Below are 21,608 nucleotides of genomic sequence, written 5' to 3'. Positions count from 1 at the left end.
GGAGGATCGGCGCACCACGCTCGAGGAGGCACCATGCGCCCGGTCACGCTGCTCGGAGCCGTCGTCGCGACGCTGCTGCTCACCCTGCTCGTCCCGGTCCCGCCCGCGAGCGCGGCCACGACGTACACGTGGAGCGGGGCCGAGAGCACCGTGTGGACCAACAAGAAGAACTGGCGCCCCGAGGGTGTGCCGAAGGACGGCGACGCCGTGGAGCTCGGGCCGGGACCCCGGCCGACGATCACCGACGTCCCCGACGTGAGCCTCACCAGCCTGAGCGTCACCGGCTCGACCGACGGCCTGGTGTCCATGACGGGCGAGGGCCAGGTCATCACCGGGAGCCTGCGGTGGAACGGCGGCGACATCAATACCGACCTGATGGTCTCCGCACCGCCGCTGGACCCGACCCCGTCGTACATCATGATGGGCGATACGCCGATGCACTTCGGCAACGGCACCAGCAGCCTGACCGGCCACCAGACCCTCACCATCAACAGCACGCTGTCGCTGATGACCGGTCCGCTGGGGGCCGGCGACGGTCCGTGGCTGACGTTCATGTTCGACAGCAGCATGCGGATCGCGAGCACCGGCAAGCTGCTCGTCGACCCCGCGGCCCGGGTGCTCGGCAGCCGCTGCTGCAGCGGCACCACCTCGACCGTCATCGTCGACGGCACCCTCGAGGTGTCCTCGGCGATCGGCGCGACCGGCTTCACGTCGCACTTCGACGAGCTCGGCATCGACCTCGCCGGGGACGTGGTGGTCCCGAAGGGCAACACGCTCGAGATCACCGGTGGGCCGATCCGGGTGGGCGGGCACGCCGTCAACGGCACGGTGGGCGACGCCGCGCTCAAGGGTGGCGGCACGGTCGACATCGACGAGACCGACGGTGAGGCCTACGACCCCGACCACCCGCTGCTGCCGGACGGCACCCTGAAGTTCATCGAGGACGGCGAGAAGCTGGGCCTGGACGACGACACCGTGCTCCGGCTCGGCCCGTACACCGAGGTCTCCGGCGTCGGCAGCATCGTCGGCAAGGGCACGGTGGAGCTGGCCGGCGCGAGGATCCGCGGGCGGCTGACGATCGCGGACGGCGTGAAGGCGGCGACCGAGCCGGGCACCCAGACCACCATCGAGGTCTGGGACAGGACACTGCCCGGGCAGACCGGGATGCTCACCCCCGCCGGTGACCTGCGCATCGAGCCCGGCTCGACGCTGCGGGTGCAGGGCGGGGGCGGGCGGCTGGTCGTGCCCAACGAGGCCACCCTCGAGCTCCCCGCCGGCGCCGTCCTGGACTCCGGCAGCTGCTGCACCGACACCGGGCGGGTCACCCTGCAGAAGGGCTCGACGATGAGGATCGGCCAGGGCGACGGCGACCCGGCCATCCTCCGCTACGTCGAGCTCGGTGGCCAGGGCACCGTCGAGCACGCCGGGTCGTCCGCGTGGGGCCTGGCGGGCACGGCGTTCGTCAGCGGCGCCCGGATCACCGGCGAGGGCACCATCACCGGCGACCTGCCCGCCGGCCCGGCCGACATCCGCCCGACCGGGGTCCTGACGGTCGACGGCGACCTCACCACCAACCAGGCCGCCAGCTACCGTCCGCTGATGGCGGTCCTGCGCAGCGAGCCGAAGGCGGCCGGTCGGCTGGTCGTCACCGGGAACGCGGCGCTGTCCGGTCGTCTCCGGCCGATCGGGGACACCACCTATCCCGCCGGCCGCCGGGTGGTCGTGCTCGAGGCGGGCACGATCACCGGCGAGTACCAGTGCGCCGTGGCCGGCGGGATGCTCATGGACGCGACCCCGACCACCGTCGGCCTGCACTCCATCGAGGCGCACGTGTCCGACTGCCTGCGGCCGGCGCCGCGGCCCGTGCTCTCGGCCGCGTTCGCCGGCACCAGGCGGCTCGACCTCGGACTCCCGGACTCCGCGTCGTCGGTCCTGGTCGACGTGACGGTCTCCGGTGCGCAGCGCGGTACCACGCTGAAGCTGTCGGCGGGGCGGGGCACGGTCACCGTCCAGGTCCCGAGGCGCCGTACCGTCACCCGTCAGCTCGAGGTGCCGGTCGCCGCGCAGACGAGGCTGACCGTCCAGCTCAGCAAGCGGGCCCGGGTCCGCATCGGTCAGGTGGGCTACGCGTTCTAGTCCCGGCTAGCGCCCGGTGTAGTTGGGTGCCTCGACGGTCATCTGCACGTCGTGGGGGTGGCTCTCCTTGAGCGAGGCGGAGGTGATCCGCACGAAGCGGCCCTTCGCCTGCAGCTCGGGGACGGTCGCAGCGCCGATGTAGAACATCGACTGGTTGAGGCCGCCGATCAGCTGGTGGGCGACCGCGGCGAGCGGACCGCGGTAGGCGACCTGTCCCTCGATGCCCTCGGGCACGATCTTGTCGTCGCTGGTGACCTCGGCCTGGAAGTAGCGGTCCTTGGAGTAGGACTTCTTGCCTCGGCTCGACATCGCGGCCAGCGAGCCCATGCCCCGGTAGGACTTGTACTGCTTGCCGTTGACGAAGATCAGCTCGCCCGGGGACTCCTCGCAGCCGGCGAGCAGCGAGCCGATCATCACGGTCTCGGCGCCGGCGACGATCGCCTTCGCGATGTCGCCGGACTGCTGCAGGCCGCCGTCGGCGATCACGGGTACGCCGGCGGGCTGGCAGGCCAGCGAGGCCTCGTAGACCGCGGTGACCTGCGGGACGCCGCACCCGGTGACGACGCGCGTCGTGCAGATCGAGCCCGGCCCGAACCCGACCTTGACCGCGTCGGCCCCGGCGTCGACGAACGCCTGGGCGCCCTCGCGGGTCGCGACGTTGCCTCCGATCACCTGCACGTGCTTGGTGGCCGGGTCGGACTTGAGCCGGCGCACCATGTCGAGCAGCAGGGTGACGTGGCCGTGGGCGGTGTCGGCGACGAGGACGTCCACACCGGCCTCGATCAGCGTGGTCGCCCGCTGCCAGGCGTCGCCGAAGTAGCCGATCGCGGCACCGACCATCAGCCGCCCGGCGCCGTCGTACGACGCGTTCGGGAACTGCTCGCCCTTGACGAAGTCCTTCACGGTGATCAGGCCGGTGAGGTGGCCGGCCTCGTCGACGAGCGGCAGCCGCTCGCGCTTGTGCTGGCGCAGCAGGACGGTGGCGTCCTCGCGCGAGATGTCGGAGTGGCCGGTGATCAGCGGCATCGGCGTCATCACCTCGTCGACCTTGGTGGTCGCCCACTCCGCGACCGGGGTGAAGCGCAGGTCACGGTTGGTGATCATCCCGAGGAGCCGGTTGTCGGCGTCGACGACGGGGAAGCCGGAGATGCGGTACTCCCCCGCGAGCTGATCGAGCTGCTCGAGCGTCGCGTCCGGCCCGATCGTCACCGGGTTGGAGATGATGCCGGTCTGGGTCCGCTTCACCAGGTCCACCTGGTAGGCCTGGTCCTCGATCGACAGGTTGCGGTGCAGCACGCCGAGGCCGCCCTGGCGGGCCATCGCGATCGCCATCCGCGACTCGGTCACGGTGTCCATCGCGGCGCTGACGAGCGGGACCTTCAGCGAGATCTCGCGGGTCAGCCGCGAGGTCAGGTCGATGTCCGAGGGCGCGAGGTCGGAATGACCCGGCAACAGCAGGACGTCGTCGTAGGTCAGGCCGAGGGCGGCGAACTTCTCAGGCAGCTCCACTCCGACAGCCTACCGGCGCCCGGAACGATCCCGACACGCCGGCTCCTGAGAGGGTGGAACCGTGGAGCACCTGCGCCGGCACCCGGTCGTGGTGGCCGCGGCCCTGGCGTTCCTGGCGCGGCTGCCCGCCCTCACCCGACCGCTCCGTGCCGACGAGGCCGGGTTCCTCCTGGTCGCCCGGTCGTGGGACCCGGAGCCGGGCAGCATGTTCGGTCCGCACTGGGTGGATCGACCCCCGTCGCTGATCGCGGTCTACCGAGCCGTCGAGGCGTTCGGTGGGGCGGTCCCGCTGCGGCTGCTCGGCGCCGTGGTGGCCGTCGCGACGGTCCTGCTGGCGGCCGCCGTCGCGCACGAGGTCGCCGGCCGGCGGGCCGTCGGGTGGACCGCGGCGACCTCCGCCGCCCTGCTGTCGAACCCGATGATCGACGTGGTGGCGGTCAAGGGCGAGCTGCTCGCGCTGCCGCTCCTGCTGGTCAGCATGCTGCTCGTCCTGCGCGCGGTCCGGCGTACGTCGGTGCTGCTCGCACTCGGATCGGGGCTGGCGGCCGGGCTGGCCGTCGGCCTCAAGCAGAACCTCGCCACCGGGCTGGTCTTCGCCGCGGTGCTGCTCCTCGTCGCCTGGCGCACCGGGCGGCTCTCCGGGACCCGGACGCTCGCGCTGGCGTCGGCCGGCGCGGCCGGCGCGGCGGTGCCGGTGGTCGCCACAATCGTCTGGGCCCGAGCCGCCGGCGTGCGGCTGACGACGCTGTGGGAGACCGTCTACGGGTTCCGCGCCGGCGCCGCCCGGGTGATCGCCGACGGCAGCACCGAGGCCCCCGAGCGGCGGGCGTGGACCCTGCTGGTGATCGCCCTCGCCTGCGGGCTGCTGCCGATCCTCGCCGGTCTGGTCGCGCACCTGCGCGAGCGGTGGCGCGACGACCCGCCGGTCGTCGCCGGCACCGTCGCCGTGGTCGCCACCGACGTCATCGGCCTCGCCGCCGGGGGCAGCTTCTGGCAGGACTACCTGACGCCGCTGGTCCCGGGTGCCGCCCTCTGCGTCGCGCTGCTGGCGGGGCGGCCGGAACCGGCCGGCCGCCGGATGCGCGGGGTCGTGGTGGGGACCGCGGCCTCGGCGGCCGCGGCCATGGTCTTCTGGCTGGCGTGGAACGTCACCGGGCTGCAGGAGTTCCACGAGGTCCACACCGGCGAGGCCGTCGCGTCGGCCGCCGACCGCGGCGACACGCTCGTGGTGTTCGGGGGCCGTCCCGACCTCCAGGACGCGAGCGGCCTCGGCTCGCCGTACCCCTATCTGTGGAGCCTGCCGATGCGCGCCCGCGACCCCGGGTACGCCGACCTCCGGGCGCTGCTCGCCGGGCCCGACGCGCCCACCTGGCTGGTCGAGTGGGTCGACTTCGACGCCTGGGCGCCCGCCGGCGTCGTTGAGCTGGAGCGGGTCGTCGAGGAGCGGTACGTCGCGAACGGCGTCACCTGCAACGGACGGCCGGTGTACCTGCTGCGCGGCCTGGAGCGGCCGACGGTCGACCCGGACTGCGACTGAAACGACGTCGACCCGCCCGAGGGTCTCGGGCGGGTCGACGTGCGGGGTGGATCAGTGGCCGTGGCCGTGCCCGTGGCCGTGTCCGGCCGCCGGGGGCTCCTCCTCCTCGGGCTTCTCCACGATCAGCGTCTCGGTCGTGAGCAGCATGCCCGCGATCGAGGTGGCGTTGACCAGCGCGGAGCGGGTGACCTTCACCGGGTCCAGGACGCCCTGGGCGACCAGGTCGCCGTACTCCTCGGTGGCGGCGTTGTAGCCGTTGCCGAGGCCGAGCTCGCGGACCTTGGTGGTGACGACGTAGCCATTGACGCCGCCGTTCTCGGCGATCCAGCGCAGCGGCTCGTCGGCGGCCTTGCGGACCACCCGGACGCCGAGCGCCTCGTCGCCGGTGAGGCCGAGGTCGTCGGCGAGCACCGAGACCGCGTGGACGAGGGCGGAGCCGCCGCCGGCGACGATGCCCTCCTCGATCGCGGCGCGCGTCGCGGAGACGGCGTCCTCGATGCGGTGCTTCTTCTCCTTCAGCTCCACCTCGGTGGCGGCGCCGACCTTGATCACGCACACGCCGCCGGCCAGCTTCGCGAGGCGCTCCTGGAGCTTCTCGCGGTCCCAGTCGGAGTCGGTGTTCTCCACCTCGGCCTTGATCTGGTTGACCCGGCCCTCGACCTCCTTGGGGTCGCCGGCGCCGTCCACGATCGTGGTGTCGTCCTTGGTGACGACCACGCGGCGGGCCTGGCCGAGCACCTCCAGGCCGACCTGGTCGAGCTTGAGGCCGACCTCGGGGGCGACGACCTGACCACCGGTCAGGGTCGCGATGTCCTGCATCATCGACTTGCGGCGGTCACCGAACGCCGGGCTCTTCACCGCGACCGCGTTGAAGGTGCCGCGGATCTTGTTCACGACCAGGGTGGAGAGGGCCTCGCCCTCGACGTCCTCGGCCAGGATGAACAGCGGCTTGCCGGACTGGATGACCTTCTCCAGCAGCGGCAGCAGCTCGGCTACCGCGGCGATCTTGCCCTGGTGCAGCAGGATGTAGGGGTCCTCGAGGACGGCCTCCATCCGCTCCGGGTCGGTCACGAAGTACTGGCTGATGTAGCCCTTGTCGAACTGCATGCCCTCGGTGAACTCGAGCTCGGTGCCCATGGTGTTGGACTCCTCGACCGTGATCACGCCGTCCTTGCCGACCTTGTCGAAGGCCTCGGCGAGCAGGTCGCCGATCACGCTGTCGCGGCTCGAGATCGTGGCGACCGACGCCATGTCCTCGCGCGACTCGACCTCGCGAGCGGCCTCCTTGAGGGCGTCGCCCACGGCCTCGGCCGCGGCGTCCATGCCCCGCTTGAGCCCCATCGGGTTGGCGCCCGCGGTGACCGCGCGCAGGCCCTCGTGGACCATCGCCTGGGCCAGCACCGTGGCGGTCGTGGTGCCGTCACCGGCGATGTCGTTGGTCTTGGTGGCGACCTCCTTGGTGAGCTGAGCACCGAGGTTCTCGAACGGGTCGTCCAGCTCGATCTCACGCGCGACGGTCACGCCGTCGTTGGTGATGGTCGGGGCGCCCCACTTCTTGTCCAGGACGACGTAGCGGCCCTTCGGGCCGAGCGTGACCTTGACGGCGTTGGCCAGCGCGTCCACACCGCGCTCCAGTGCGCGCCGGGCGTACTCGTCGAACTCCAGGATCTTGGGCATATCTCTCCTCTAACGAAGACCGGGCCGTGTGCCTGAGAACGCGCCATGGCGCGTCGTCAGGCACACGACCCGGAAGGACTTCAGGAAACGACGGCGAGGACGTCGCGGGCCGAGAGGATGAGGTACTCCTCGCCGGCGTACTTGACCTCGGTGCCGCCGTACTTGCTGTAGATGACCTTGTCGCCGACGGTGACGTCGAGCGGGACGCGGTTGCCGTTGTCGTCGATGCGACCCGGGCCGGTGGCCAGGACCTCGCCCTCCTGGGGCTTCTCCTTGGCGGTGTCCGGGATGACCAGGCCCGAGGCCGTGGTCTGCTCGGCGTCGAGCGGCTTGACGACGATCCGGTCCTCGAGGGGCTTGATGTTGATCGACACTCCTGATCAACCTCCACTTTCTGGGACTTCGAGTTTGGTGGGTGATGCACGTGTGTGCCTGCCGTCCGGTACGCCGTCGCGGGGGTCGCATCGGGAAGACAAGCGCTGGCACACTCCGGCGGAGAGTGCCAACTCAGAAACTAGCACTCTCGCCAACTGAGTGCCAGACGGCCCCGGGTGACAGGATCCGGGGATGGACCTGGAGGCGTTCCGCTGGCTGCTCACCTCCGACGGCGCCCGGCTCCTGGAGGCCGCCGCCGCGGCCGTCGCGGCCGACGAGGACCCGCTCGCGACGCAGACCCGGCTGCGCCGGGGGGCCGATCCGGCGCACGTCGCGGCCGCGCTCACCCAGGCCACCCTGCGGGTCCGGGCGCGGGAGAAGTTCGGCGAGCTCGCGGACCGGATGTACTTCACCCCCGACGGCCTCGAGCAGGCCACCCGCCACCGGGTCGCCACCCACCGCGCGAGCCGGTTGGTCGCCGCGTCCGCCTCGACGCTGGTCGACCTCGGCTGCGGCATCGGCGGCGACCTGCTCGCCGCGTCCCGCGCCGGGCTGACCGCTGCCGGCGTCGACCTCGACCCGGTGCGGGTGGCCGTCGCGCAGGCCAACCTCGACGCGCTGGGGCTCCCGGGCGCGGTGCAGGTCGCCGACGCGACCACGCTGGACACCAGCCCCTTCGACGTCGCGTTCGCCGACCCGGCGCGGCGTACCGCCCGGGGACGCACCTTCGACGTCGACGGCTGGACGCCCCCCTGGCCGTTCGTGGAGCGGCTGCTGACCCGCGACTCCTGCGTCAAGGTCGCCCCGGGCGTCCCCCACGAGCTCGTCCCCGACGGCGTCGAGGCCGAGTGGGTCAGCGACCACGGCGAGGTGAAGGAGGCCGCCCTCTGGTCGGGCCGGCTCGCCACCACCGCGCGGCGAGCGACCGTGATCGGCGAGGGCGGCCTGGCGACCCTCACCGACGAGGACGATCCGGGCGCACCCGTGGGCGCCGTGGGCGCCTTCCTCTACGAGCCGGACGGTGCGGTGATCCGCGCCGGACTGGTCACCGCGGTGGCCGCGGGGGTCGACGGCCGGCTGGTCGACGAGCACATCGCGTACGTCGCCTCCGACTCGTCGTACCGCACCCCCTTCGCCCGCGGGTACCAGGTGCTCGAGGAGCTGCCGTACCGCGAGAAGGCGCTGCGTGCCGCGCTCCGCGAGCGGCGGATCGGCCGGCTGACGATCAAGAAGCGCGGCGTGGACGTGGTGCCCGACCAGCTGCGCAAGCGACTGGACCTCGCCGGCGACCAGGAGGGCACCATCGTGCTCACCCGGGCCGCGGGCCGCGGGATCGCACTCCTCGTCCGGCCGTTCTGAGCGAGCTGCGGGCCACGGCCGAGTCGGCGCAACATGCCCGCGAGGAGCGCCCCAGTCGGCGCAACTTGCCCGCAGCCACGAAGAAGGCGGGCAAGACGCGCCGACTCGACCCCCGACAGCGGGCAAGACGCGCCGACTCGACGCTGGAGACTGGCCCGGAAATGCATCATCTCCCGGGAGTCGAAGGGGACTCCCGGGAGATGACGTTCAGCGAGCGGTCAGACCATGGACGGTCAGGCCGTGACGGCCCGGGCACCCGCAGGAGCGGTCTTCTCGACGCGCTTGGCGTGCCAGATGCCGAGGGCGAACAGCGCCAGCAGGATGCCCGCGCCGACGAAGGAGAAGATCGCGGCGATACCGGCGATGGTGCCCATCGTGGCGAACGCGTAGCCGTAGAGGAGCAGGCCGCGCAGGGTGTTGCCGTCGAGCATCGTCTGCTTCAGGCCGGCCCACGCAGCGGCCTCGTCCTGCTCAGCCTGGGTGGGGTTCGGGTTCTCGGCGAGCGCGGCACCGAGGGCACGGGCCTGGCCGCTGACCTCGGAGTACGACATGACCTCGCCACCGAGCTCCTCGGAGGCTGCGTTCATGTGCGCCAGGATGTAGTGGTCCGCGAAGGCCTGGGCCTCGGGGCCGCTGTCGAGGGGGCTGCCCGCGTACTGCTTGAGCACGTCGGCGTCGGCCTTGGGCAGGCTGGCGATGGCCTCACCCTCCGGCATGACGATGTCCTGGAGGGCGAACTGGTCGTGAACCTGGTCGCCGATGAAGGTGTTCGCCCAGGTGAGCAAGCCACCTGCAACGAGAAGGACGGCGGCGAGGGCCAGGCCCGTCCACGAGATGAGCTTGTCGAATGCAGATCGCATCGTGGTGACTCCTAGTTCGGGGCGGTGTCTCCGCCACATCTGCTTTGGTGTCATCACCGTATGAACTTGAACCCTCCACCAATCAGGGCCGGAGTCCTCGCATCGGGGGGCACAACGGTCCCGATCTGGCGGGACCTTCGGCGCCCCGGTCGCTGGGACCCGTCCCGGCCCGGGTCAGGTCCCGAGTCCCGCCCGCTCCGCGCCGATCGTGGTGTCCCCACCGTGGCCGGTGTGGACGACCGTGTCGTCCGGCAGCGCGAACAGCGTCGTCCGGATCGACGCCACGATCAGATCGGCGTCCGAGAACGACCGCCCGGTCGCGCCGGGGCCGCCCTGGAACAGCGTGTCGCCGGTGAACACGCAGCCGAGGTCCGCGGCGTACAGGCAGACCGCGCCGGGGGCGTGGCCCGGCGTGTGCAGCACCCGCAGGGTGGTGCCGCCGACCTCGATCTGCAGGCCGTCCTCGAGGTCGAGGTCCCAGAGGTAGCGGGAGTGCGTGAGCTCCCACAGCGGCCGGTCCGCCGGGTGCAGCATGATCGGCGCGACGACCTCCTCCCGCAGCGCGGGCGCGACCCGGACGTGGTCGTCGTGCGCGTGGGTGCACACGATCGCCTTCACCTTCCGGTCCCCCACCACCGCCAGGATGTCCGCGACGTCGTGCGGCGCGTCGATCACCACGCACTCGGCGTCGTCGCCCACCACCCAGATGTTGTTCTCGACCTCGAAGGTCTCCCCGTCGAGGCTGAACGTCCCCGACGAGACCGCATGGTCGACCCGTGCCGGACCCCGGCCGGCCATCAGAACACCACCACCGAGCGGAGCACGTCGCCGTGGTGCATCCGCTCGAACGCCGCCTCGACGTCCCCGATGCCGATCTCCTCGCTGACGAACGCGTCCAGGTCCAGCCGGCCCTGCTGGTAGAGGTCGACCAGCATCGGGAAGTCCCGGCTCGGCAGGCAGTCGCCGTACCAGCTGGACTTCAGCGACCCGCCGCGGCCGAAGACGTCGATGAGCGGCAGGTCCGGGACCTTCATCTCGGGCGTCGGTACGCCGACCAGCACCACGGTGCCGGCCAGGTCGCGGGCGTAGAACGCCTGCTTCCAGGTCTCCGGTCGGCCGACGGCCTCGATGACCACGTCCGCCCCGAAGCCGCCGGTGAGCTCCTGGATCGCGGCGACCGGGTCGGTGCTGCTGGAGTCGACGACGTGCGTGGCGCCCATCCGTCGGGCCGCCTCGAGCTTCTTCGCGTCGACGTCGACCGCGATGATCGGCGAGGCCCCGGCGAGCGCGGAGCCGGCGATCGCGGCCACACCGACGCCGCCGCAGCCGATCACGGCGACCGACTTGCCGCGGGTGACCGCGCCGGTGTTGATCGCGGCTCCGATCCCCGCCATCACCCCGCAGCCGAGCAGGCCGACGGCGGCCGGTCGCGCCGCGGGGTCGACCTTCGTGCACTGGCCGGCCGCCACCAGCGTCTTCTCGGCGAACGCGCCGATCCCCAGGGCCGGCGCGAGCTCGGTGCCCGCGTCGGGCCCCTCGGCGAGCGTCATCCGCTGGGTGGCGTTGTGGGTCGCGAAGCAGTACCACGGCTCGCCGCGCTCGCAGGCCCGGCACTCGCCGCACACGGCCCGCCAGTTCAGGACCACGAAGTCGCCCGGCGCCACCGCAGTCACGTCCGGGCCGACAGCCTCGACCACGCCGGCCGCCTCGTGGCCGAGCAGGAACGGGAAGTCGTCGTTGATGCCGCCCTCGCGGTAGTGGAGGTCGGTGTGGCAGACCCCGCAGGCCTGCACCTGGACGACCGCCTCGCCGGGTCCCGGGTCGGGCACGTTGATGGTGGTCACCTCGACGGGCTGCCCCTTGCCACGGACGACCACGGCCTTCACCTGCTGCATGCTGCTCCCTCTCCGCGGATGGTGTGTGAGGGACCATGCAACCGCATCCCGGCCGCCCGGCGCAGGACCGGCCGTCGGGACGGTCCGCTACTCCCGGTCGGTCGGGCGCTCGGTCCGGTCCCCCATGCCGGCCTGCCGGATCAGGCCGGACACCAGGTCCTGGGCCTGCGTGATCGTGGCGTTCAGGGTGCGCAGGCCGGTCTCGACGTCACCAGCCTCCAGCGACCACTTCGCCGCGGCCATGCCCTGGATCAGGGAGTCGTTGATCTCGATGGCGTCGCGGTGCAGCAGCGCCGCGGTCTCCAGCCGTCGGCGCTCGGCGTCGTTGCGGCGCAGCCGGTCGCTGGCCTCACCGAGCAGTACGCCGAGCAGCAGGATCGGCATGATCCGCGAGGCCCAGCCGGCCGGGTCCAGGGACACGTCGCGCACCACGGCCCACACGACGATGAGCAGCACCGCGAGCACCCCGGCGGCCGCGCCCTTCCGCAGGCCGAACGCGAAGGCGACCAGGGCCACGGGGAACACGTAGAGCATCGAGTAGGCGTCCTCGACGGTCCCACCGGAGAGGCGCAGCACGAACACCCCGAGGAACAGGCTCGCGGCCGCCCCCCACGTCAACGGCGGCCGCCTGCGGAACCAGGCTTCGGTCGCGGTGGCCGTGCCCGGCCCAGGAAGCGTCATGGCCCCCAGGATGCCTCGTCGCCGTCGGCCGGCGGGGGATCGGGTGCTCATCGGCCTTCGAGCCAGGCCACCGCCTGCCCAGCGGTCCAGCCGCCGGGATGGCGCTCGAGCAGCCGGCGCGGGCCGCTCAGGTCGCTCCCGAGCGTGACCAGCCCGGGCTCCTGGTAGCCGTCGGGGCGGGTCTGCCCCAGGCCCACGTCGGCCGTCAGCGAGTTGCACAGGCACTTGCGCCCGACCGTGTCGGCGAGGTCGCCGCCCTTGCGCTGGTAGGCCGCGACCGGCTCAGCCGGGCACCGGTAGCCGACCCGGCCCGCCGCGGTGAGGTACGGCGTGCGCAGGTAGCCGAGGTCGCACAGCCGCTCGCGGGCGCCGTACACCTCGGGCTCGGAGAGCGTGCCGTCGATCCGCGCGACCTTGAACGGGAAGCCGGTCGGGGAGGAGCGCACGTCGGTCCGCACCCGCAGCGTCCCGGCACCGAGCTCGGCGCCGACCTGCTCCCGCAGCTCGGGACGCAGTCCCGACTCGACCGCGAGCGCGAAGAGGGTGCCGACCTGGATGCCGGCGGCCCCGGCGGCGCGGGCCGCCTGCAGGCCCTCCGGCGTCCCGTGCCCGCCCGCCAGCCAGAACGGCAGGCCGAGGGTCGCCACCTTGTCGAGGTCGACCGCGTCGCGGTCGCCGTACACGGGCTCGCCGTCGTCGTCGACCACCAGCGTGCCGCGCGGCGGCGCGTTGTGGCCGCCGGCGACCGGGCCCTCGATCACGAACCCGTCGGGCCGGGTCGCGTCGTCGCGGGCGAGGTAGGCGGCGAGGACGGTCGCGGACACGATGGCCAGGAACCGCGGCCGGCGCAGCGGCGGCAGGTGCCGGCCGAGCAGGGCCCGCGGGTCGACCTCGATCCGCGACCGCTCGGGCGCGCCGTGCACGTCGACGCCGATCCCGCCGACGTCCCCGCGCGCCAGATCGGTGAGCAGCTGGGGGATCTCCCGGGGCACCCCGGCGCCCATCAGCACGAAGTCCACCCCGGCGAGCATGGCCCCCAGTGCGGCCGCGGGCGTCGCCAGCTGGATCTTCTCGAGGAAGTTCACGCCCACCGTGCCGTCGTGTCCCTGCTTGGCCAGCCACACCTCGACGAAGTTCCCGAGCACCGCCAGCTCCTGGGCGTGCCGGCTGGGGCGCAGCGAGGGTTTCGGCGTCGGCCGGTACGGGCGGCCGGGCTCCCGGCCCTCGGGGAGGTGGTAGCGGTCGAGCACCCGCGCGACCATCGCCCGGTCGGGGAAGGCGTCGAGGGCGCGCCGCGCGTGCCCGTCGGGGTCGCCGTCCTGCAGCCGGCGCGCGAGGGTCGCGTCGAGCGCCGTGCCGGAGACCACGCCGAGATGGCCGGCCCGGGCGACGGACCGGGCGAGCTGCCAGGACGAGACGCCGACCCCCATCCCACCTTGGATGATGGACGGTGTCGTACCGGGCACGGGCTCTCCTCACGTCGGACGGCTGCGGGGTCGCAGGCAGGTCCGCAGGTTCGCAGGCGCCCGTGGGCGGCGGCCAGGGCCGAAGGACCCTGGGTCGGCGTCCGGATCGAGGAGAATTGCAACCCTTCCGCGCGCGTTCGCGTCTTGAGGGTGTGTTGACGGAGGAACGAGGAGCCACGATGACGGAGCGGGACGCCGACTTCACGGCGTACCTCCAGGCCCGCCAAGGACGCCTGCTCCGGACCGCCTACCTGCTCACCGGGGACCAGCACCAGGCCGAGGACCTGCTGCAGACCTCGCTGGCCAAGCTCTACCTGTCGTGGGACAAGGTCCGCGACCGCGGCTCGGTGGACGCCTACGTCCGCCGGATCATGGTCAACGAGAACAACTCGCTGTGGCGCCGAGGCTGGAAGCGGCGCGAGGCGCCGACGGCCACGGTCCCCGAGGGCAGCCCGGTCCACGACGCGTACGACGAGGGTCTCGGCGCCGCGGTCTGGGCCGTCGTCCAGACCCTGCCCCGCAAGGCGCGGGCCGTGGTCGTGCTGCGCTACTACGAGCAGCTGTCCGAGGCAGACACCGCCGACGTGCTCGGCATCTCCGTCGGCACCGTGAAGTCCCAGACCAGCCGGGCGCTCGCCGCGCTGCGCGAGCGAACGCCCGTCGAGCTGAGCCCGACGCACCGGGAGGAGGAGCGATGACCGAGGAGATCTTCACCCGCGAGCTGGAGCGCCGCGCGGAGCGCGAGTACGGCGGGGTCCACGGCGCGCCGCTCAGCTTCGAGGACGTCCGGGGCACGGCGCAGGGCATCCGCCGTCGTCGCCGGGCCGCCGCGGCCGGTGCCGTGGCCGCCGCGGTCGCCGTCGCGATCCTGGTCCCGACCGTGCTGACCGGGGGCTCGAACCGGTCCCAGGGCCCCGATCCGGCCCCGGCCCCCCCGACGGCGCCGGGCGCGTCGGTGCTCCACGACGGCGTGGTCACCCGCCCCGACGGCGGCACCGTGCCGGTGGACGTGTCCAACGAGAACGTCGTCAACTACGGCGTCCTCACCGACGGGCGGGTGGTCGTCGCCACGCAGAAGCCGAACGCCGTCCGGGTCTTCGCCCCCGACGGCAGCCTGCAGGCGACGTACCCGGTCCAGACGAACGTGGTGACGATGAGCGCCGACGACAGCGTGGCCGCGTGGGTCGACGAGAAGTACCGGACGGCGGTGCTGCGCAGCGGCGTCGCCGAGCCGGTCACGATGGACGGACCGCCCTCGCCCGGCGGAGAGTCGCCGGGCAGCATCGACGCGGTGCTCGACGCCGAGCACCTGCTCGTCGGCGACTTCAACACCACGACCGGCACGGTGACACCCGCGGGCCGCACCGACCTGACGACGAGCCGGCCGCTTCGGGTCACCGACGTCAGCCCGGACGGCGACCTGTGGGCGGTGCAGTACGCCGACGACTCCGACCCGCAGTACGGCTGCGCAGGCCTCTACGACCCCGCGGCCGGCGAGCTCGTCGCACGCAGCTGCGAGACGGCGGGGTTGACGTTCTCGCCCGATGGGAAGCACCTGCTCGGCGGCTTCTACGAGAACAACATGGCCGGCGAGGTCGCGGTGTTCGACCGGAGCCTCCAGCCGGTCGGCAGGTTCGAGTCCTCGGGGCGGGGCGACGTGGTCAGCCGTGCGGCCTGGGCGGACGCGACGCACGTGCTGGTCTCCGGCACCGACTGGACGACCAGCACCTGGTCGCTCACCAGGGTCGGACTCGCGTGGGACGACCGACAGGTCGTCGTCCCGGAGGGACCGGGGGGCAACCCGGAACAGGTCGCGGAGTTCATCCTCTCGGAGTGAGAGAGGTCTACTTAAATCGGAGGCCGGCGGGCGGTCCGCGCCGCTAGGGTCGTGAGACGTGTTCGCCGCCCTTGGTCGCCTCGTCTCCCGTCGTCGCTGGTTCGTCATCGCCGCGTGGGTGGTGCTCGCCGTCGTCGTGGTCTCGCTGGCTCCGGCCCTGCAGACGACCTCGGAGGAGTCGGAGTTCCTCCCCGACCACTACGAGTCGATCAAGGCGACCGATCTGCAGTCCGAGAAGTTCCCCGGCGCGACGACGCCGGCCGCGATCCTGGTGTTCGAGCGCGAGGACAGCGCGCCGCTGACCGAGGCCGACCAGGCCGACGTCGACCGGATCGCCGAGCAGCTCGGCCCGGAGCTGGGCGAGAAGACGTTCGTCCAGCAGGTCGTCACGGTCAACCCCGAGGGCAAGCCGAACCTCTCCCAGGACGGGATGGCCCAGATCGGCATCGTCGGCCTGGCCGAGGGCGCGACCGGGTTCGATCCGCAGGCCTTCGACGACGCGAAGGACCTGCGCGACGACCTCGCCCCGCTCGTCGACGGCACCGACCTGCGCGTGCAGACCACCGGCTCGGTGCCGCAAGGCCTGGACTCGCAGGAGTCCGGCGACCGGACCCTGGCGATCGTCGGCATCGCGACGATCGTGCTGATCGTCGTACTGCTCGCGGTGATCTTCCGCAGCGTCATCATCTGCCTGATGCCGGTGCTCGTGGTCACCCTGGCGTCGCTGGTCGCCACCGGCCTGATCGGATGGGCCAACGAGGTGTTCGACCTCAAGGCGGACTCCTCGATCCAGACGATCCTGGTCGTGGTCCTCTACGGCATCGGCACCGACTACATCCTGTTCTTCCTGTTCCGCTATCGCGAGCGGCTGCGGCAGGGCGAGGAGCCCCGCGCCTCCGTCGTGCACGCGCTCGAGCGCGCGGGCGAGGCCATCGCCTCCGCCGGCGGAGCCGTGATCGTCGCCTTCCTCGCGCTGCTGCTCAGCTCGCTGAGCATCTTCCGGGCGATCGGGCCCGCGCTCGCGATCGCGGTCGGGGTGACCCTCCTCGCCGCTCTGACGCTCGTGCCGGCGGTCGTGACCGTGCTCGGTCGGGGCCTGTTCTGGCCGTCGAAGAAGTGGCGCCGGGAGCCCGAGGGTGCCCGCTTCGCCCGGATCGGCGACGCCCTCGGCCGCCGGCCGGCGGCCTTCGCCGCACTGTCCGGGGTCGTGATGGCGACGCTCGCGGTCTTCGCGCTCAGCTTCAACCCGTCGTTCGACTTCACCTCGAGCCTGCCCGACGACGTCGAGTCGACGAAGGGCCTGGAGACCTTCCAGAGGCACTTCGCGGCGGGTGCCAGCGAGCCGGTGCCGGTCATCCTGGTCTCCGACGACGGCCCGCTCGACCAGGCCGCGCTCGGGACCTACCGCTCGGACCTGGAGGGTGCCAGCGGCGTCACCCAGGTCTACCCGGGCCAGCTCTCGGAGGACGGCACCGCGGCGCAGTTCAGCATCGTCCTCGACGAGGATCCGGCGTCCGACGCGGCCCTCCAGGACGTCAAGGGCCCGATCCGCGACGCCGCCCACGACTCGGCCCCCGACGGCACGGAGGCGTACGTCGGCGGCACCCCGTCGGTGTTCGCCGACCTCCAGGACGCGATGGCCCGCGACTACTCCATCGTCTTCCCGGTGGCCGCGCTGGTCATCATGGTGATCCTCGGGCTCCTGCTGCGCAGCCTGGTCGCGCCGTGGTACCTGATGGCAGCGGTGGGTCTCGGCTTCGCCGCGACCCTCGGCGCGACGGTGGTCATGTTCCAGCACGTGCTCGGCCACGAGGGCCTGATCTTCATGCTGCCGATCTACATCTACCTGTTCGTGACCGCACTCGGCACCGACTACAACATCTTGATGATCGCGCGGCTGCGCGAGGAGGCTCGCGAGGGCAAGGACCCGCGGGCCGCGGCCGCCGAGGCGGTCAAGCACGCGGGCCCGACCATCGCCGCGGCCGGCGTGATCCTCGCCGGCACGTTCGCCTCCCTGATGCTCGGCGGGAACACGCTGATCGTCTCGATGGGCTTCGCGCTGTCCTTCGGGATCTTCGTGGCGGCGTTCGTGATGGCGATGTTCTTCACCCCGGCGCTGACCGCGTTGATCGGGCACGCCGCGTGGTGGCCCGGCCACGGGGACGAGCGGGAAGCGCCGGAGCTCTCCGAGGTGCCCTCCACCAGCGATACCCCCTGACGCTCACAGCGGAGCGCTCAGACCAGGACCTGGGTCACCGGCAGCGAGGAGTCGGCCGGGAGGTCCAGGGGCGACGGCGTCCGACCGCGGGCGACCATCTCGGCACCGAGGGCGGCCACCATCGCGCCGTTGTCGGTGCACAGGCCGGGACGGGGCACCCGGACCCGGATGCCCGCCGCCCGGGCGCGCTCCTCGGCCAGCACGCGCAGCCGGGAGTTCGCGGCCACGCCGCCGCCGATCAGGATGTCCTCGATGCCCTCGCTGGACGCCGCGTCGATCGCCTTGCGGGTCAGCACGTCGCAGACCGCCTCCTGGAAGCTCGCGGCCACGTCGGCCACGGGCACCGGCTCGCCGGACCGCTCCCGCGCCTCGACCCACCGCGCGACCGCGGTCTTGAGGCCCGAGAACGAGAAGTCGAAGCGGTGCCGCTCGAGGTCGCGGCGGCTGGTCAGCCCGCGCGGGAAGTCGACGTACACACTGCTGCCCTCGCGGGCCGCGCGATCGATGTACGGGCCACCGGGGAACGGCAGGCCGAGCAGGCGGGCCACCTTGTCGAAGGCCTCGCCGGCAGCGTCGTCGATGGACGAGCCCATCGGGTCCACGCCGGAGGTGACGTCCTCGACGCGGAGCAGACTGGAGTGGCCGCCGCTGACCAGCATCGCCAGGCACGGCTCCGGCAGCGGGCCGTGCTCGAGCTGGTCGACGGCCACGTGCGCCGCGAGGTGGTTCACGCCGTAGATCGGCTTGCCCAGCCCGACCGCCAACGCCTTCGCCGCCGCGACCCCCACCATCAGCGCCCCGGCGAGCCCGGGCCCGCTGGTGACCGCGATCGCGTCGACGTCGTACAGGCGGATGCCGGCCGTCTCGCAGGCGCGCTCGATGGTCGGCACCATCGCCTCGAGGTGCGCGCGGCTGGCGACCTCCGGCACCACCCCACCGAAGCGCGCGTGCTCGTCGACACTGCTCGCCACGGCGTCCGCGAGCAGGGTGTGCCCGCGCACGATGCCGACACCGGTCTCGTCGCACGAGGTCTCGATGCCCAGGACCAGGGGGGCGCTGCGTTCGCTGCTCACCTACCCATTGTGCCGACCGTGCATACGCCGCCCGAGCCTCCCCCGAGAGGACCTCGAAACGGGCTTGGAAGCGGCCTCGGAATCGCCTCTTCCCAGGGCCCGTGGTGGGGCGTACGTTGACCCGGTCAACCTCGCACCTCAAGGAGCATCCATGCGCAACTCGGGACGCGCCGGGGCCCGCGCCGTCGTCGCCGCCACCTCCGTTCTCACCGTCCTCGTCACCACGGGAGCCGCGGCCGACGCCCGCACCGTCGACGACTCGACACTCACCCCGCACACGCACTTCGTGGTGCACCCGCTCAACCCGGACGGCAGCACACCTGCGCCGGCCGCCAACGGCGAGTCGATCCCCAACATCGACTCGGTGAAGTCGACGATCCGGAAGTACTACAACGCCAGCAGCGCCGGCATCGCCGACAAGACGAGCTCGCCGTACATCACCGAGATGACGGGCATCGAGCAGGCGATCCTGAGCCAGCTGCCCGACCCGGCGCCCGCCCCGAACCTGGCCGTCGTCCTCGACGCCGACGACACCACGCTGTGGACCTACGACATGGAGGACGGGGCGATGCACTTCAACTTCGACCCCAAGGTCCAGAACGACGACTGGGTGGTCCCCGGCAAGTTCCCGGCGACTCCGGGCATGGTCGACTTCGTCAACGAGGTCCAGGACCGCGGCTACCAGGTCTTCGGCATCACCGGCCGCGGCGAGGCCCAGGAGCAGGCGACCCTCGACAACCTCACCAAGGTCGGCTACGACGAGTTCGACGCGGACAACTTCTACACCAAGCCCGCCACGCTGCCCGACTACCTCGACTGCCACGCCAGCGTCGACCCGAACGACGACCCGGCCAAGTGCAGCACGGTCGAGTACAAGGCCGGCACCCGCGCCCACATCGAGTCGCTGGGCTACACGATCGCCCTCAACATCGGCGACCAGTACTCCGACCTCCAGGGCGGGCACGCGTTGAACACCGTCAAGCTCCCCAACCCGACGTACTACCTGCCCAGCCCGAACGTGCAGGGCGCGCCGGCCGGCGACGCCGACCTGGTCCTGCCGACCCAGTTCGACATGGCGGCCGACGGCTCGAGCGGCCTGACCACGCCCGGCGACCAGATCCCGAACATCGACAACGTCAAGGCCGAGATCCGCGCGTACTACGGCGCGACCAACGGCATCGCGAACAAGACGGCGTCGCCGTACGTCTCGCAGATGACGCGGATCGCGACGAAGTGGACGCACCGGCTCACGAACATCTGCGCCAAGGGAGTGCGCGCCAAGGAGCGGCCGGCGGTCGTCTTCGACGCCGACGACACCACGCTGATGACCTACGACATGGAGGACGGGGCGATGAAGTTCAACTTCGACCCGACCCTGCAGAACACCTGGGTGCAGGAGGGCCGCTTCCCGGCCACGCCGAAGATGCCGGGCGTCGTCGGCGCCGCCGCTCGGGCGGGCTGCAAGATCGTCGGCCTGACCGGGCGCAACAACAGCCAGCGGCTCGCGACCCTCGACAACCTGGCGAGGTACTACCACGACGCCGATGGCGATCCGCGGTTCACGTCGGCGTACTACTTCACGAAGTGGACGAGCACCGACACGCCTCCGGCGTACGTCGACTGCGGGCTGGACGGCGACGACGCCAAGTGCTCGACCATCGACTACAAGGCGTCGACACGCAAGTACGTGCAGGACGAGCTCGGACTGCACATCGTCGCGAACTTCGGTGACCAGTTCAGCGACCTGATCGGCGGCTCGTCCGACCGGGCCGTGAAGCTCCCCAACCCGACCTACTACCTGCCGTAGGAGCAGGTCGGGCCGAGGCCCAGGCGGAGGACGACAGCAGTGGCGCCGTCGCGGTAGTAGCGGCGGCGCCGGTCGACCTCGACGAAGCCACGTGCGGCGTAGAACGCGAGCGCGCCGGCGTTGTCCTCGCGCACCTCGAGCAGCAGCCGGTCCGCTCCCCCGGCGCGGGCGGTCGCGACGACCTCGTCGAGCAGCGCGCTCGCGAGTCCGCGCCGCCGGTGCTCGGCCCCGACCGCGATCCGCTGCAGCTCGGCGACGTCCTCGACGACGCTCGTCACCGCATGGCCCACGACCCGGCCGTCGACCTCCGCCACGAGGTAGGACACCGTGGGGAGGGCGCCGCGGATGCCTTCGGCGAGCAGCCCCTCGGACCAGGCGTCCGCACCGAGGCACTCATGCTCGAGGGCCGAGACGGCCGGTAGGTCGTCCGCCGCCGCGGGCCGGACCGTCACGAGACGCGCTTGGGCGCGTGCGGGGTCGCCGCGTCGGGACGCCGCAGGTACAGCGGCTCGGGGTCGCACAGCTCGGCCCGCTCGTCGGTCACCACCCGGGCCAGCCAGCCGGCGCTCGGTGCCGCGGGCCCGGTCCGGCGGGGGAACGCCTCGGGGTAGAGCTCGCCGCCCTGCCCCACGACCCAGTCCCCGGTCGCCAGGTCGGCGGGCCTGCCGACGACCGGCCCGTCCAGCCGCACGCCCTCGGCGTCGTAGCGGGCCAGGTAGACCTCCTTGCGCCGCGCGTCGGTGGCGACCACGAAGGCGCCGGAGACCGCGCCGGTGTCGACGGCCTCGACCGCGAGCACGTCGAGGGAGCAGACGCCGTACACGGGCACGTCGAGGACGAAGCCCAGCGTCCGAGCCGTGACCAGGCCGACGCGCAGGCCCGTGAACGGCCCCGGTCCGACGCCCGCGGCGATCGCGGTGAGGTCCTGGCGGACGATGCCCGCCTCGGACATCGCGCGGTCGATGAGCGGTGCCAGCTGCTCGGCGTGCTTCATGGGGCGCTCGGCGACCAGCTCGACGACGACGTCCGCGCCGTCATGGAGCGCCACGGTGACGAGCGGGGTGGCGGAGTCGAGGGCGAGGAGCACGGGCTGAGGCTAACGCGTGGGTGAATTCTTGCCGTCCTGTGGATCTGGTGTGACCCGGGCGTGGAAGTCGCCGCCTAGTGTTCTGAGTGCC

Annotated in this window: 18 protein-coding genes; 7 read left to right on the top strand and 11 right to left on the bottom strand. The window is 72.3% G+C overall.

Annotation, left to right across the window (positions count from 1 at the left end; translation table 11 throughout):
* Positions 1–33: 33 nt before the first annotated feature.
* Positions 34–2,136 (top strand): hypothetical protein, encoded by a 2,103-nt coding sequence (locus QMC84_RS09780; RefSeq protein ID WP_300374326.1) that lies wholly within the window; start codon positions 34–36, stop codon positions 2,134–2,136.
* A gap of 6 nt (positions 2,137–2,142) precedes the next feature.
* Here QMC84_RS09780 and guaB read toward each other — a convergent pair whose 3' ends face one another.
* Positions 2,143–3,645, bottom strand: coding sequence for an IMP dehydrogenase (gene guaB, locus QMC84_RS09775; RefSeq protein WP_300374324.1), 1,503 nt, complete (start codon positions 3,643–3,645; stop codon positions 2,143–2,145).
* Between the two features lie 61 nt (positions 3,646–3,706).
* Here guaB and QMC84_RS09770 point away from each other — a divergent pair, with 61 nt between their 5' ends.
* Positions 3,707–5,182 (top strand): hypothetical protein, encoded by a 1,476-nt coding sequence (locus QMC84_RS09770; RefSeq protein WP_300374322.1) that lies wholly within the window; start codon positions 3,707–3,709, stop codon positions 5,180–5,182.
* A gap of 51 nt (positions 5,183–5,233) precedes the next feature.
* Here QMC84_RS09770 and groL read toward each other — a convergent pair whose 3' ends face one another.
* Both groL and groES read right to left on the bottom strand, forming a co-directional pair.
* A complete protein-coding gene (gene groL, locus QMC84_RS09765) occupies positions 5,234–6,859 on the bottom strand; it encodes a chaperonin GroEL (RefSeq protein ID WP_300374320.1) in 1,626 nt (541 codons plus the stop codon).
* Between the two features lie 80 nt (positions 6,860–6,939).
* Positions 6,940–7,233, bottom strand: coding sequence for a co-chaperone GroES (groES, locus tag QMC84_RS09760; protein WP_300374318.1), 294 nt, complete (start codon positions 7,231–7,233; stop codon positions 6,940–6,942).
* 193 nt (positions 7,234–7,426) lie between these two features.
* Between groES and QMC84_RS09755 the strand changes: the two genes are divergently transcribed.
* Positions 7,427–8,593, top strand: a complete 1,167-nt coding sequence (locus QMC84_RS09755) for a class I SAM-dependent methyltransferase (protein WP_300374316.1) — start codon at positions 7,427–7,429, stop codon at positions 8,591–8,593.
* A 233-nt stretch (positions 8,594–8,826) separates the two neighbouring features.
* On the opposite strand, the gene QMC84_RS09750 is transcribed toward QMC84_RS09755, so the two are convergent.
* The 5 genes from QMC84_RS09750 to QMC84_RS09730 form a co-directional block, all read right to left on the bottom strand.
* Complete coding sequence (locus QMC84_RS09750; protein WP_300374314.1) at positions 8,827–9,453, bottom strand: hypothetical protein; 627 nt, start codon at positions 9,451–9,453, stop codon at positions 8,827–8,829.
* Between the two features lie 174 nt (positions 9,454–9,627).
* A complete protein-coding gene (locus tag QMC84_RS09745) occupies positions 9,628–10,251 on the bottom strand; it encodes an MBL fold metallo-hydrolase (RefSeq protein ID WP_300374312.1) in 624 nt (207 codons plus the stop codon).
* Positions 10,251–11,348 (bottom strand): S-(hydroxymethyl)mycothiol dehydrogenase, encoded by a 1,098-nt coding sequence (locus tag QMC84_RS09740; RefSeq protein WP_300374310.1) that lies wholly within the window; start codon positions 11,346–11,348, stop codon positions 10,251–10,253. The genes QMC84_RS09745 and QMC84_RS09740 overlap by 1 nt, the downstream gene beginning before the upstream one ends.
* A gap of 87 nt (positions 11,349–11,435) precedes the next feature.
* The gene (locus tag QMC84_RS09735) at positions 11,436–12,029 is read right to left on the bottom strand and encodes a hypothetical protein (protein WP_300374308.1); all 594 of its coding nucleotides are present in this window, start codon (positions 12,027–12,029) and stop codon (positions 11,436–11,438) included.
* Positions 12,030–12,076: 47 nt separating this feature from the next.
* Entirely contained in the window at positions 12,077–13,495 is a 1,419-nt protein-coding gene (locus tag QMC84_RS09730) for a nitronate monooxygenase (RefSeq protein WP_300374306.1), read from the bottom strand.
* A 179-nt stretch (positions 13,496–13,674) separates the two neighbouring features.
* Here QMC84_RS09730 and QMC84_RS09725 point away from each other — a divergent pair, with 179 nt between their 5' ends.
* The 3 genes from QMC84_RS09725 to QMC84_RS09715 are packed head-to-tail and all read left to right on the top strand — an operon-like array spanning position 13,675 to position 17,550.
* The gene (locus QMC84_RS09725) at positions 13,675–14,193 is read left to right on the top strand and encodes a SigE family RNA polymerase sigma factor (RefSeq protein WP_300374304.1); all 519 of its coding nucleotides are present in this window, start codon (positions 13,675–13,677) and stop codon (positions 14,191–14,193) included.
* Positions 14,190–15,332: a hypothetical protein gene (locus QMC84_RS09720; protein WP_300374302.1), complete on the top strand. Its 1,143-nt coding sequence runs from the start codon at positions 14,190–14,192 to the stop codon at positions 15,330–15,332. The genes QMC84_RS09725 and QMC84_RS09720 overlap by 4 nt, the downstream gene beginning before the upstream one ends.
* Before the next feature lie 58 nt (positions 15,333–15,390).
* A complete protein-coding gene (locus QMC84_RS09715; protein WP_300374300.1) occupies positions 15,391–17,550 on the top strand; it encodes an MMPL family transporter in 2,160 nt (719 codons plus the stop codon).
* Between the two features lie 17 nt (positions 17,551–17,567).
* On the opposite strand, the gene tsaD is transcribed toward QMC84_RS09715, so the two are convergent.
* Positions 17,568–18,623, bottom strand: coding sequence for a tRNA (adenosine(37)-N6)-threonylcarbamoyltransferase complex transferase subunit TsaD (gene tsaD / locus QMC84_RS09710; RefSeq protein ID WP_300374298.1), 1,056 nt, complete (start codon positions 18,621–18,623; stop codon positions 17,568–17,570).
* Positions 18,624–18,774: 151 nt separating this feature from the next.
* On the opposite strand from tsaD, the gene QMC84_RS09705 reads away from it, so the two are divergent.
* Positions 18,775–20,430 (top strand): HAD family acid phosphatase, encoded by a 1,656-nt coding sequence (locus tag QMC84_RS09705; protein WP_300374296.1) that lies wholly within the window; start codon positions 18,775–18,777, stop codon positions 20,428–20,430.
* Here the strand turns inward: QMC84_RS09705 and rimI are convergent.
* Both rimI and tsaB read right to left on the bottom strand, forming a co-directional pair.
* A complete protein-coding gene (gene rimI, locus QMC84_RS09700) occupies positions 20,418–20,882 on the bottom strand; it encodes a ribosomal protein S18-alanine N-acetyltransferase (RefSeq protein ID WP_300374294.1) in 465 nt (154 codons plus the stop codon). The two genes, QMC84_RS09705 and rimI, sit on opposite strands and share 13 nt — an antisense overlap.
* On the bottom strand, positions 20,879–21,517 hold the full coding sequence (tsaB, locus tag QMC84_RS09695; protein WP_300374292.1) for a tRNA (adenosine(37)-N6)-threonylcarbamoyltransferase complex dimerization subunit type 1 TsaB: 639 nt from the start codon (positions 21,515–21,517) through the stop codon (positions 20,879–20,881). Before tsaB ends, rimI begins: the two co-directional genes overlap by 4 nt.
* Positions 21,518–21,608: the final 91 nt, after the last annotated feature.

It is taken from the genome of Nocardioides sp., assembly GCF_030019515.1.
Taxonomy (GTDB): Bacteria; Actinomycetota; Actinomycetes; order Propionibacteriales; family Nocardioidaceae; genus Nocardioides.
This window is presented reverse-complemented; position numbering and strand designations above follow the sequence as displayed.